General features: G+C 41.6%; 10 protein-coding genes. 1 reads left to right on the top strand and 9 read right to left on the bottom strand.

From position 1 onward, the window contains the following. Window positions 1-28: 28 nt before the first annotated feature. The 6 genes from recJ to AB5916_RS12695 all read right to left on the bottom strand — a co-directional run bounded on the left by recJ (window position 29) and on the right by AB5916_RS12695 (window position 8,169). Window positions 29-1,741 carry a single-stranded-DNA-specific exonuclease RecJ gene (gene recJ / locus AB5916_RS12720; RefSeq protein WP_368191284.1) on the bottom strand — a complete coding sequence of 571 codons (1,713 nt, stop codon included), beginning with the start codon at window positions 1,739-1,741 and terminating at the stop codon, window positions 29-31. Between the two features lie 63 nt (window positions 1,742-1,804). Then, entirely contained in the window at window positions 1,805-4,228 is a 2,424-nt protein-coding gene (gene secD, locus AB5916_RS12715) for a protein translocase subunit SecD (RefSeq protein ID WP_368191283.1), read from the bottom strand. 55 nt (window positions 4,229-4,283) lie between these two features. Continuing rightward, window positions 4,284-5,651: a thioether cross-link-forming SCIFF peptide maturase gene (scfB, locus tag AB5916_RS12710; RefSeq protein ID WP_368191282.1), complete on the bottom strand. Its 1,368-nt coding sequence runs from the start codon at window positions 5,649-5,651 to the stop codon at window positions 4,284-4,286. A 157-nt stretch (window positions 5,652-5,808) separates the two neighbouring features. After that, window positions 5,809-5,949 (bottom strand): six-cysteine ranthipeptide SCIFF, encoded by a 141-nt coding sequence (gene scfA / locus AB5916_RS12705; protein ID WP_015524633.1) that lies wholly within the window; start codon window positions 5,947-5,949, stop codon window positions 5,809-5,811. A gap of 99 nt (window positions 5,950-6,048) precedes the next feature. Continuing rightward, entirely contained in the window at window positions 6,049-6,399 is a 351-nt protein-coding gene (locus AB5916_RS12700) for a TIGR04086 family membrane protein (protein WP_173728490.1), read from the bottom strand. Between the two features lie 51 nt (window positions 6,400-6,450). Next, window positions 6,451-8,169: a hypothetical protein gene (locus AB5916_RS12695; protein WP_368191281.1), complete on the bottom strand. Its 1,719-nt coding sequence runs from the start codon at window positions 8,167-8,169 to the stop codon at window positions 6,451-6,453. A 293-nt stretch (window positions 8,170-8,462) separates the two neighbouring features. Between AB5916_RS12695 and AB5916_RS12690 the strand changes: the two genes are divergently transcribed. Next, a complete protein-coding gene (locus AB5916_RS12690) occupies window positions 8,463-9,767 on the top strand; it encodes an HlyC/CorC family transporter (RefSeq protein WP_368191280.1) in 1,305 nt (434 codons plus the stop codon). A 64-nt stretch (window positions 9,768-9,831) separates the two neighbouring features. Here AB5916_RS12690 and AB5916_RS12685 read toward each other — a convergent pair whose 3' ends face one another. The 3 genes from AB5916_RS12685 to AB5916_RS12675 are packed head-to-tail and all read right to left on the bottom strand — an operon-like array spanning window position 9,832 to window position 12,944. Continuing rightward, window positions 9,832-10,482, bottom strand: coding sequence for a YdcF family protein (locus AB5916_RS12685; RefSeq protein WP_368191279.1), 651 nt, complete (start codon window positions 10,480-10,482; stop codon window positions 9,832-9,834). 26 nt (window positions 10,483-10,508) lie between these two features. After that, window positions 10,509-11,264, bottom strand: a complete 756-nt coding sequence (locus AB5916_RS12680; protein WP_368191277.1) for an N-acetylmuramoyl-L-alanine amidase — start codon at window positions 11,262-11,264, stop codon at window positions 10,509-10,511. 51 nt (window positions 11,265-11,315) lie between these two features. Further along, complete coding sequence (locus tag AB5916_RS12675; RefSeq protein ID WP_055171212.1) at window positions 11,316-12,944, bottom strand: recombinase family protein; 1,629 nt, start codon at window positions 12,942-12,944, stop codon at window positions 11,316-11,318. Between the last annotated feature and the right edge of the window lie 38 nt (window positions 12,945-12,982).

The following is a 12,982-nucleotide window of genomic DNA, read 5'->3' as shown; positions in this document are numbered from 1 at the left end:
TTGCTCCATTCACAGCAGCCATCTCCGGTCAACAATAATTCTGAATGATCACCTGAAGTGTTTCCCTGCCCTGATACCGATTGATCTCAGGATAATAAGTAACAGATATCTTATCTCTTGCAGACAGGAAATCCATAAACTCAGGGATATTGCCGAAATAAACCGCTTCTATCACATAGCCCTGTTCATCCATCAACTGAAGCTTTGTCACATTATGATTCTTCCCGATTACACGTGAATTTATTGCCTTCACATTTTTCTGGGCAAACAATGGCTTTGTATTTCCTTTTCCAAAAGGTTCCAACAAAGACAGCTGTTCTACCAGCTTCGTGGAAATATACGAAATCGGCATTGGCACATCAATGATAACCTTAGGAATCAGATCCTCCTCTTTCAGATTACACTGTTCATTCAACCTTTTTCGCAGCAAAGAAACATTTTCCTCTGGAAGAGACAGACCTGCTGCCATAGGATGTCCTCCATATTGATCCAGCAGATCCCCACATTTCACTAATTCCTCAAACATTGAATACTGCTGGATTGACCGTCCGCTGCCCTTTACTCCTTTTTCACCCTTTGTAAGTACAAAAACCGGCCGGTTATATTTTTCCCGAATCCTCCCTGCAATGATTCCTGCCAGGCTTTCATGGCATTCCGGCAGATATACTACAAGTACAGGATCATTTTTCAGATCTGTATTTTCGATCAGCTGTATCGCCGCATCCTTCCCTTTTTCTGTTAATGCCTTCCGGCTGTCATTTAATGCCTTCAAATCTCCAGCCAGCCTGGCTGCCTCGCCTGCATCCTCGCATTGAAGCAGTCGTAAAGACCTGACTGCCGTATCAAGCCTGCCGCTGGCATTAATGCAGGGGCCAAGCACAAACCCAATGTGATAAGAAGAAATCCTGCTTCCTTCCAGTCCTGTTACACGGATCAATGCCTGAAGGCCTTTGTTTTTTGTATATGGAAGCCGTTTCAGTCCTTCCTTCACCAAAATCCTGTTCTCACCCTGAAGATCCATTACGTCTCCAACCGTAGCAATAGCTGCCAGTTCCAGAAACTCTTCTTTTTCAGTTTCCGGAATATGACTGTCATCATATAAAGCCCAGATCAGCTTCATGGCAACCACAGCGCCGCACAAATTCTTATTCGGATAGGGGCACCCTGGCTGTTTCGTATTGATCACAGCATCTGCTGGTGGAAGAATATAGGTTTTTTCTCCATTGTCTTCAATAAAAGGGACCTCATGATGATCCGTAACAATCACCGTCAAGCCTTTTTCTTTTGCAAAGCCAATCTCCTTTGACGCTGCAATCCCATTATCGCAGGTAACGATGGTATCAACCCCGTCCTCCAGTGCCTTGTAGATCAACGGCATATGGATCCCATAACCATCCGTGATACGGTCAGGAATATAAGTATCTGCCCTTGCCCCCAATCGTTCCAGGCCTTTGATCAAGATATACGTAGCAGTCACTCCGTCAATATCATAATCGCCGATAATACGGATTTTCTTTTTTTCCCTGATCTTTTGCTTCAATATGGAAGTTGCCTCTTTCATTCCTTTTAAAAGTTCTGGTCCCGGAATATCCTGAATGGTTCCCCGCAAATATTCCTGTATGGCTTTTGCACCAGTTACATCGCGGTTGCGGATCAGCCGGGCGATCACAGGATCAATATCGAATTGTCTTCCGATTTCCTTAAAATCTGCTTTTTTCGCAGAAACAAACCATTTTTCCATGTAACATCTCCTGCACATAAGAAAACGGGGCAGACCCAAAGGCCTGTCCCGAACTTTCTCTATTTATTCATTCTTATTGCTTTCCTGCGCATTATTAGCCGCTTCCTGAGCTGCCAGACGTTCCTGGACTCTCTTACGGTTTTTCTTTTTAGGCTGTGCAGGATCAGCTTTTGGTGGTTCCTGTTTGGAAGGCTTTTTCGCTGTAGTTTTCTTAGGTGCTGATACCTTGGAAGCTGTTACAGCTGCAGGCTGAACCTTTGCCTTTCTCCAGTGTCCTTTCATTGTCAGCCACAGAGATCCTGTAATACATACAGAAGAATATGCTCCACAAAGGATACCAACCATTAACGGTGCTGCAAATTCTTTCACAGAAGAAACACCCATCATATAAAGCACTGCTACCATGATAAATGTGGTAAGGGAAGTATAGATACTTCTTGTAAGGGTCTGGGTAATACTTCTGTTAACAATCTCTTCAATATGATCCGGATTCTTGCTTCCGTGAAGATTCTCACGGATACGGTCAAAAATAACGATGGTTGCATTAATGGAATAACCAACAATAGTCAGCATGCAGGCAATAAATGTATTGCCTACAGATGTTCTGGAAATTGCATAGAAAGTAAGTACAACCAGCACATCATGAATCAATGCAAGTACCGCACTGCCTGCAAAGCAGATATCCTTAAATCTGAACCAGATATACAGAAGCATCAGAATCGCAGCAACAATGACGGAAACGATGGCATCTCTTCTCATCTCATTGCTGACAGTTGCTGAGATGCTCTCTGCAGAGATCAGAGAATCATCAACACCGAATTTATCTACAAGTGCTTGATTTAATGCTTCACGCTCTTCAAGATTCAGGGAACGTGTTTTGATCGTTACCTGATTAGTACCAACAACCTTGGTAGGCTGAACATTCTTGTCACCTGTAACCTCCTCTACTACCGGAGTCACTTCAGAATCGATCTGGCTGATATCCATATCCTCGTTAAAGGTTACAGTAGTAGAAGTACCGCCTGAGAACTCAAGGCTGTAATTTAAAGCCTTGTGGGAAGTTTTGCTGAAAATAAACATTGCAACAAAACCTGCTAAAATAATAACCAGTGAAATTGTAAAGAAAAGCTTTTTCTTTCCAACAAAATTGATCGGCTTCTTTTCCATGGTCTGTCCATAGAATTTGGGATTATGAATACCAACTGCGTATAATGCATTGATCACGATCCTTGAAACAACCAAAGCCGTAAACATGGAAATTACAATACCAAGCGCCAGTGTATAAGCAAAGCCCTTAACTGTACCTGTACCAAGCTTCATCAGCACCAGTGCTGCAAGAAGTGTAGTAATGTTACCGTCAAAGATGGCAGAAAATGCTTTAGAGAAACCAGCCTTAATAGCACTTCTGACGGATGTTCCGGCACCGATCTCTTCACGGATACGGGCATAAATGATAACATTGGCATCCACTGCCATACCTATACCAAGAATAATACCTGCAATACCCGGAAGCGTAAGAGTGATATCAAAGGCATTTAATGTAATAAGCATTGCTGCGGTATAGAATACAAGGGCAATACCAGCCACCAAACCTGGGATCCTATATGCAAGGATCATAAACAGGATAACGATCACAAGACCAATGGCACCTGCGATCACACTGGTAGAAATCGCTTTCTCTCCAAGCTGTGCTGCAACCACGCTGGATTTCATCTCTTCCAGCTCCAGGCTAAGGGAACCGATACGGATGTAAGAAGCAAGCTCCTGTGCCTCTTCTACGCTCTTCTGTCCATTGATCTCTGCCTTACCACCAGTAATGGCCTCGTTTACAGTTGGTGCACTTAAGATCCCATTATCATAAACAATAGCGATCTGTTTGCCTACGTTTGCTTCTGTAGCATCTGCAAACTTTTTCTTTCCTTCATCTGTAAGGGTCAGGTTTACAACATATTCCTTTGTTCCTGTATTCTGACGCTGAATAGCACCACCAGTAGCATCAGCTATATCTGTTCCCTCAAGAACAACACCATTCTGCTTCCGGATCTCATCCAGATCTCTTGTCAGGCTGTATCCGGTATCACTGTTAGCATCATACTGGAAGTTATTTTCCCCGTCATCACCAGTCTGCTGGATAAAACAAAGAGAACCTGGCTTGCCCAGTTCTTCCAGAATTGCATTGGCATCTGTAACACCAGGGATCTCAACATTGATACGGTCGCTGCCTTCCTGGTATACCTGTGCCTCTGTACTGTACTGTTCCACACGTTTCTGCAGCTTATAAACAGTATCGTTCATATCTTCGCTGCTTGGGTTGCTTTCTTTTGCTTTGTATGTAATGCTGACACCGCCTGCCAGATCAAGACCAGTCTTGATATTCTTGGCTGAACCGGTTCCTGTAGGTCCAAATCCAACAGCTGCTGTAAAACAGAACAGTCCTGTCAGGATAGCTACAAGAATCAGCACTACAACGCCTCTTGATTTCTTCATTGTTCCTGTCCCTTCTTAATTTAATTTTGTAGCTGTCGTATAGGTCTGCAAAAGATCATTCTTCTGCAAGGGCAGCCTTTATCATGATAGCGCACTCCACACGCTTCCTCTGGAGCTGGCATCCGATTTCATAATTACCATTAATGTCTTTCTGGAAATGATAGGCATTTGCTGCACATCCGCCACTGCAGTAAAATCTGGCAAAACAGTCTTTACATGCTGGCTTTGTATATACATTGCATTTAGAAAAATCCTTCTGGATCTGTGGCTTTACAATGCCCTCATCCACATTACCCATCAGATATTCTTCTTCACCTACAAACTGATGGCACGGATAGAAATCTCCCCAAGGTGTGACTGCAAGGTACTCAGTACCTGAACCACAGCCTGAAAGCCGTTTATACACGCAGGGGCCTCCTGTAAGGTCGATCATAAAGTGGAAGAAGTTAAATCCTTTTCCTTCTTTTTCCCTTTTTATCATTTCCTTTGCAAGAAGATCATACTCTTCCATGATCTGTGGCACATCCTCCGGGCGGATAGCATAATCCTCATCCTGAGCTGCCACTACAGGCTCCACAGAAATCTGCTTAAAGCCCAAATCTGCCAGATGAAGTACATCCTTAGAAAAATCCAGATTATAATGGGTAAATGTACCTCGGACATAATACTTGTCCTGATTTCTTGATTCTGCAAACTTTATAAACTTGGGAATCACCAGATCATAGCTGCCAGCTCCCTTGCGGAAAGGCCGCATATGGTCGTGGACTTCTTTTCTTCCATCCACACTCAGTACCACATTGCCCATTTCCTTGTTGCAAAACTCCATAACCTCATCATTCAGCAGTACACCGTTGGTGGTAAGCGTAAAGCGAAATTTCTTGTTATAAAGAGCTTCCTGCTCTCTGCCGTACTTCACCAGCTCCTTCACAACCTGCCAGTTCATTAGCGGTTCACCGCCAAAGAAATCCACTTCCAGATTATGTCTGGATCCTGAATTGGCAATAAGGAAATCCAGGGCCTTTTTCCCTACCTCAAATGACATAAGTGCCCTGCGTCCGTGGTATTCTCCTTCTTCAGCAAAGCAGTAACGACAGGCCAGATTACAGTCATGTGCAATATGAAGGCAAAGTGCCTTTACTACAGTCTGTCTGTTATTGGTAAATTCATCAATTACATTTTCATAAATATCCTTTGTGAAAAGCATGCCTTCTTTCTGAAGCTTCTCACACTCAGCAACCGATGTGCGGATCTGTTCCTCAGGGAAGCGGTCATTCAGCTTCTCACTGATCTGATCTGCATCCATCCCCTGCTCCAGATAAGGTAATACTTCATAAGTAACCTGATCTACAACATGAATGCATCCGCTGTTGATATCTAATACAATATTGTAAACGTTGCTTTGATAACGGTGAATCAGACTCATTTTTCTGACGTCCTTTCTATTTTTATCCACACATTGTCAGCACAAGCAGGAATAAGCAGCGGAAATCATCCCGCTGCTTACTTTCACTTTCACAGCAAACTGCTATGGCATCCAATGTGATCTGCTGCCTGTACAGCTTCTCATAATACGCCAGATCTTATTTATGCTCGCAGCTCTGATTTCCTACTGTACAGGAAGTCTTACATGCAGACTGACAGGAAGTCTGGCACTCTCCACAGCCGCCCTTTTTTACAGTATTCTGAAGATTCTTTGTATTTAATGTTTTAATATGCTCCATCATAGGATCCTCCTTATGTAAATTCTCTGGTAAGTATAGCATAGATTCATACATTTTAAAAGTCTTTTTTTGTAAGGTTTTCAATTGTCCACTACAGGGTCAGGACAACATCCCGCCAAGAGTTCCGCCGCCCAGGCACAGAAAAAACGTAGTGATCATATGTTTCATTGTCATATCTGGTTTCCCACCTGCCAGGACAGAGACCATCAAAAGCAAAAAGAAATAACAGCTTCCTACCAACAGTCCCCACAGATATTTTTCTTTTCTCAGCATTTTTCCAGCCCCATATCCACCGGTCAGGCAGGCTAATATATACGCTGCAAGGATTCCTGCCCGAACTGCTTTTTCTGACAGGTCAAATGAAAAAAGTGCCAGTGCAAGAAACAATAAAAAAACACCTGTAATACTGTAAGCAATCAGCAATGATTTTAAAACAGCCTTCATTTTCATAAAAACAGCCCTCCCATGAACATTATATGGAAGGGCTGTGCAGATTATTATTTAATTGTTCTTCTTTTTCTTCAAAACAACAATAAGAATCACCACGACCGCCGCTACAACAACCAGGATCACAAATGTACCTACCGGTGTATTATCGCCGGTACGTACCGCCCCAGTTCCATTTACAGAACCGGAACTATTCTTACTGACGGACTGTCCTGATGCAGCCAGGCTGTTATTCCCTGTTGCAGAACTGTTACCTGTGGAGGTGCTATTATTTATAGTTGTATTTGATGTATTACTGCCTGTGGTACTGCCGGTATTCACCCCACTGCCTGTGGTACTTGCAGCAGACTTGGTAGGAACAGCTGTTGATGCAGGCTTAGGCGTGGAGGTAACAGATATCGTACCTCCGGAATAACCGTCTTCTGCAATATTCTCTCCAATCAATGGCTTGCTTCCTGCAATTCCAAATGGACTGAAAGAATGAGTACTGAAGATCATAGTACTTCCGTCAACACTTGGCACAATGGTCTCCATGGCTCCATTGTCAAGAAGATGCTCAATGGTATATTCGTATCCTGCTTTAACAGGAACTGTTACACTGATGTACTGTCCATCCGGAATCTCATACTTAGAATCTGTTTTAAGATTCCACAACTCAAACTCATAGGATCTGAAAATGGCAGCCTCATCTTCGTTAGTAAACTGATAGGAATCACCACTGGTAGCCCTGAACTGTACATACCAGGGAAGCTCAATACCTGAAACAGAGATGCCTGCGCAGCTATGGTTCTGTACAGCACGCTCTGCCTGCTCCTCCGGCGTCAGCGTATCCTCTGCCTCGCTGGGACGATCATCCTGTATAGGCTCATTGATCTGGTCAAAAATATTATCTGCATCCTGATCCTGTGAAGGCTGGCTGTCCGGTGCTGCCGGATCAATGGTATCCGGTGCAATAGAAGGAACCGTATCCGGTGCTGCCGAATCAACATTCCCCGGTGTCACAGAAGGAATAGTATCTGGTGCTGCCGGGGCAACAGTTCCCTCCTGTACTCCTGGTTCTGTGGGCTGTGAAGCATCAGGTGCTATTGTCACTTCCGGTACTACGGAAGGATCCTGTTCAGGCAATACTGCAGGAGCTGTGGGTTGCTGCTCTGCAGAAGGGATCTGAGTTGGCAGTGTTTCCTGTCCCGCCTCTCCTTCCGGCGTTACAGAAGGAACTGTACCCGGCTCTCCAGGTGTATCCGTTGCTGCCGGTGTCTGGCTTACCTGTGGATCATTAGAAGCTGCTTCTCCTTCTGTATATCCAGGATCTTCTTGTTCGCCATTATCCTGTCCGCACTCTGTATTCTCCTGATAGCCTTCATAATCTTCGTAATCGTTCTCTTCATCTCCGGTATAATCCTCCCCGGAAATACTGCTGACTACAACAGTAACCTTTCCTTTTAAAACTCCGTCTTCCTCATCCCAACCGGACATATAAGACAGATCAACAGAATCATATGGTTCAAATTCTACCTTACAGCTCTGAGTCCGCTTGGTAGGAACAAAAGAATCATCTACCCAGTATAAAGTTCCATATTCGCTGGATGGTAAAGAAACATTAGAAAGCTCTGTAGGTTCATCTATAGTCACATTGTCAGGGATCAAACTGCTCTTCTTAATTGAAGATGACTGATATCCAGCATATACAGAATAAATCTGCCCACCTGCCAGTGACATCGAAATCGCTGCCGCAGCTAAAATAGCAATACTTTTTCTTTTCATTTTTTTCATTTCAGCACCTCTGTTATTATTTATATATCAAATTTTCATTCTTTTGTAATGTTTGTGTAATAATTTGTTTTAAATTTTATCAGCATGATTATATCACAATTCTTCTTTTTTCGACACCCCCTATTTATATTTTTTTCCTCATCCACTTTTCCTTGCTTTTTTCATAAAAATACTGTATATTTCTTTTCAAGTCAAAATCGTACTCCCACTGAGATATATTTCTTATCACTCACCATTATAGAAGCGGGAGTCTTCTCGACTGTGATCAAAATTTAAAGGAGCGTGAATATATTTTGGATTCTGGAGTCCCTATACAGATAACCGCAATCATAATTCTGATTGTACTGTCTGCCTTTTTTTCATCAGCAGAAACAGCAATGACAACAGTAAATAAGATTCGTATCCACTCCCTTGCCGAACAAGGGAATCGACGGGCGGTCACATTAGAAAAGGTGATTGCCGACACAGGCAAACTGCTTACCACTGTTTTAATAGGAAATAATATTGTTAATATTTCCACCTCTTCATTGGTGACTACTTTAACGATCCGCGTTTTCGGAAATATCTATGTGGGCATTGCTACCGGTATCCTGACTCTGGTGATTCTGCTTTTTGGTGAGATCACGCCAAAAACACTGGCTACTCTACATAACGAGAAGCTTGCCCTGGCCTATGCCCGTCCTATTTTTTTTCTGATGATCGTTCTGACACCGATTGTTTATGTAGTAGGCAAGCTAGCTGCAGGGATCATGTTTCTTCTCAGAGTAGATCCAGATGCAAAACCACAGCAGATGACTGAGCATGAGCTGCGTACTCTGGTAAATGTAGGCCAAGAGGCTGGTGTGATTGAAAATGAAGAAAAACAGATGATCTATAATGTGTTTGATTTTGGGGATTCCACAGCCAAAGATGTTATGATTCCCAGAATTGATATGACCTTTGTGGATGTAAATGCATCCTATGATGAATTAATGGATATCTTCAAGAAGGATATGCACACACGCTTTCCAGTTTATGAAGACAATACAGACAATGTGATCGGTATTATTAATGTAAAGGACCTGATCCTTTATCCAAAGAAAGATGATTTTTCTGTTCGTGAGCTTCTTCGTGAGCCTTACTTTACTTATGAATATAAAGGAACTGCCGATCTGATGCTGGAAATGCGTAAGGCATCTGTGAATCTTGCCATTGTACTTGATGAATACGGTTCTACTGCCGGGCTTGTCACACTGGAGGACCTGTTGGAGGAAATTGTTGGTGAAATTCGTGATGAATATGATGAAGATGAAGAAGAAGATCTGAAAGAACTTCAGCCAGGTCGTGAATACGTAGCTTCAGGCTCAGCCAAGCTGGATGATATCAATGAAACCCTTGGCACTCAAATGGTATCTGAAGATTATGATTCCATTGGTGGTTATATTATTGAACAGTTGGACAGCCTTCCAACAGAAGGACAGTCCGTCACATTGGACAGCGGCATCCGTCTGGTGGTTGACAAATTAGATAAGAACCGTATTGAGCTGGTCCATATCTGGCTTCCCCCAGCTTCCTCTAAAGATACTGATCCTTCAGAAGCCGAATCCCTTTTGCATTAAAATCCAATTCAATACGAAAGTCCCCTGCCCTGGTTGTAAAACCATAAGCATGGGGACTTTTTATTTAGACCATAAGCTGGAACTGCAATATGATCCGAGTCACTTCTCCAGTGACTGCCCGGATCCCTTCTTCAGTATCTTTCCAGTTTTCCCGAGTGATCCCATCCGGACAATCTGCACATACATAAAACTTTGTATCCGGATACAGCATTTGATAATACATCAAAGCTCTTCTTGCATGATAACTTTTACAGCAAAGAATTGCTTTTCTTATTGTAAGGCCAAGTCCATCTGTTACCTTTCTGGAATAAATGGCATTTTCATAAGTATAAGTAGCTTTATCTTCCTTAAGGATTGCATGATCCGGAACATGATTATGCATCAGCACATCCTTCAGAAATTCCCATTCAGTATCATACTTCCTGTTATAGTCCTGTTTTGAGGACAACACTCCTGAAAAATGCCCCATCACAACACTGTACTTTCCGCTTGGCAGTATATGCGGTGCATACCCTTCCATGTAAAGTCTGGCTGCATGTTCTGCCATTTCCGGATATCCGTTACCTGGAATAAAAATAATATCTGCTTTTTCTGGAATATCTTCTGCAAAAACAAAATCTCCTATCGTTTTTATAAATTCATCCAACATAACTGTACCTTTCTGTTCATTTGTATTTGTAGGTATCATTGCCGGGGACTGTACCCTGCACATCATTTATAAAGATTATACCATTTTTCAGTTCATTTCGTCACGATCAATGTACTATAGCCATCCTCCCTCAGCCGCTGTTCCATACGGATGGCATTTCCAAGCTGTTGATATGCTCCCACCTGTACCTTAAAAAGATCTCCATCCCACAGTATATATGCAGGATAACCACGGTCTAATAATTGGTACAGTAATCTATCTGCATTTTCACGGTTTCGAAATGCTCCTGTCTGTACCCGGTAATATAACGGATTTTCTGCGTCTGTTTCATCCAGCGTTCCAAGTATGGCATCTGCAATTGCCTGTGGGATATCCTGCTTCTTTTCATCATAAAGGGTATTGTCTTTTTCTGAATTAATAAAACCTGTTTCTATCAAAAGTGCGGGCATCTTTGTTTTTCTGAGTACGACCAGTCCCGGCCGCTTTTGAACACCAATCTCCCGAAAGCCCAATTCTCCTAAAGCCCCTACAATATTCTGTGCCATCTTATACTTTATACCGCTTTTATTATATACCAGCACCTCCACTCCCTGATATTGATTAGCTTGGGGACTGCTATTCCTGTGAAAAGAGATAAAATAATCCACATCCGCTTCATTTGCCTGTTTTGCCCGTTCAAACGGCGTAAGATATTCATCCTCTGTTCTTGTATATAAAACCTTTACCCCGTTCTTTTCCAGAATTTCTCCTACTGCCTTTGTAAGTGAAAGATTATCATCCTTTTCCTGTCTGCCTTTATAAACTGCGCCAGGGTCTGAACCTCCATGTGCTGGTTGTAGTTTACGCAAATTGTGATATGTATTCCCCAGTATATATGGGGAGTTAGAAATGTATTGAGATTAGATAGCCTTTTTCTCCAAGTCCTCACAGTAAACGCTTGAAAATAAATGTTCCAGTTCATTTCCGAAGTTGTATGAGATTTTAAGTTTGCGGTTTTCATAAACTGTTATCTGGTCTATCATTTCCACAATAATATCTCTGTCTAATTCTTCAATGTCTTTCAGTTCCAACAACCGCCTTAACCACGGTGTTTCAAAAACATCTTCTGTTACACTTTCCTTTTTCTTTTCTTCCAGCGTTTCAATTTGTTTGGAGTAAAGCGTTTCTTTTTGTTGATAGTCCTCTCGATAAGAAAGAAATTCTTCTTTAGAAATCAGTTCGTCTTTGTAATCTTCATAAATTGACTTTTTCAACTTCTTCACTCTTTCAAGCTCTGCTTTTAACTTTATCAGTTCTATGTCTGTTGATTTTCTGATTTTTGTTGCTGTGAAAGATTGTGATTTTACAAGTTCCTGCAAGTTCTCTACATTGCGGATAATCTGCTTTAAATCTCCCAGCACAATATCATTCAATACTTGAAACGGGAGCGTGTGCGGAGTGCAATAATCTTTTCCGCTTCTTTTGTAAGTTCCACAATAGAATGAATAGGACTTACTTCCGTCAGCACGTCGCCAGAAATTTTTCATCATTGCCCGACCACAATCGCCACACTTAATAAAACCTGCAAAGATATTTTTATTTGTTTCTAAATCAATATCCCTATGCTTTTTCGTCAGCAGTTTTTGTACCTTATCCCACAGTTGACGGTCTATAATCGGTTCATGTGTATTTTCAACCCTTATCCAGTTTTCTTTCTCAACTAGACGCTGTTTGCTTCTCATACGTTGATGTTTCTTTCCTTGTACCATGTTTCCAATATAAATCTCATTTTGCAACATCACTTTAATTGTAGAATAAGTCCAATAAGAAGTTTTTTCTAACCGATTACAATTTTTGTAATTTTCTCCATTGAGCTTTTTATATTCCGACGGACAAAGGATACCCTCTGCATTTAGTATTTTGGCAATGCTTTGTTTCCCTATTCCTTGTGCATACATAGTAAATACTCTTTTTACAACTTCGGACGCATATTCATCAATCACAAGTTTATTTTTATTTGCAGGAGATTTCTTATAACCATAACTTGTAAAAGCTCCGATAAATTCTCCTGCTTTCTGCTTTGATTTTACAGTCGCTTGAACTTTATTAGAAATATCTCTGGCATACTGTTCGTTGAATATATTTTTAATAGGAAGTAACATATCGTATGCCTGCTTCATACTATCAATATTATCTGTTACAGAAATAAAACGAACATTAAGCTCTGGGAATATTCTTTCCAAATATCGCCCCGTATCAATATAATCTCGTCCGAAACGGGAAAGGTCTTTTACAACAACGCAATTTACCTTGCTATCCTCAATGTCGGCAATCATTCTATGAAAGTCTGGTCTATTAAAATTCGTTCCCGTAAAACCGTCATCAATATAAACATCATATAGGATAAAGTCATCATGCTTGTTCACATATTCTGTTAAAAGTTTTCTCTGATTTCCTACACTATCGCTTTCTTCCTTATCTCCGTCCTCTCGTGATAATCTGATATAAATAGCCACGTTAAATAAGTTCGAACCCTTTTGATAAATCATTTTTCCACCTATTCAACTGCCGTACCTATGATAATATT

This window comes from Blautia sp. 1033sp1_1033st1_G9_1033SCRN_220408 (assembly GCF_040929965.1).
Taxonomy (GTDB): Bacteria; Bacillota; Clostridia; order Lachnospirales; family Lachnospiraceae; genus Blautia_A; species Blautia_A ammoniilytica.
This window is presented reverse-complemented; position numbering and strand designations above follow the sequence as displayed.

Coding starts and splice junctions, on each gene's coding strand:
- recJ (WP_368191284.1), bottom strand. CDS start 1,741: ATGGAAAAATGGTTTGTTTCTGCGAAAAAAGCAGATTTTAAGGAAATC.
- secD (WP_368191283.1), bottom strand. CDS start 4,228: ATGAAGAAATCAAGAGGCGTTGTAGTGCTGATTCTTGTAGCTATCCTG.
- scfB (WP_368191282.1), bottom strand. CDS start 5,651: ATGAGTCTGATTCACCGTTATCAAAGCAACGTTTACAATATTGTATTA.
- scfA (WP_015524633.1), bottom strand. CDS start 5,949: ATGGAGCATATTAAAACATTAAATACAAAGAATCTTCAGAATACTGTA.
- AB5916_RS12700 (WP_173728490.1), bottom strand. CDS start 6,399: ATGAAAATGAAGGCTGTTTTAAAATCATTGCTGATTGCTTACAGTATT.
- AB5916_RS12695 (WP_368191281.1), bottom strand. CDS start 8,169: ATGAAAAAAATGAAAAGAAAAAGTATTGCTATTTTAGCTGCGGCAGCG.
- AB5916_RS12685 (WP_368191279.1), bottom strand. CDS start 10,482: ATGATGTGCAGGGTACAGTCCCCGGCAATGATACCTACAAATACAAAT.
- AB5916_RS12675 (WP_055171212.1), bottom strand. CDS start 12,944: ATGATTTATCAAAAGGGTTCGAACTTATTTAACGTGGCTATTTATATC.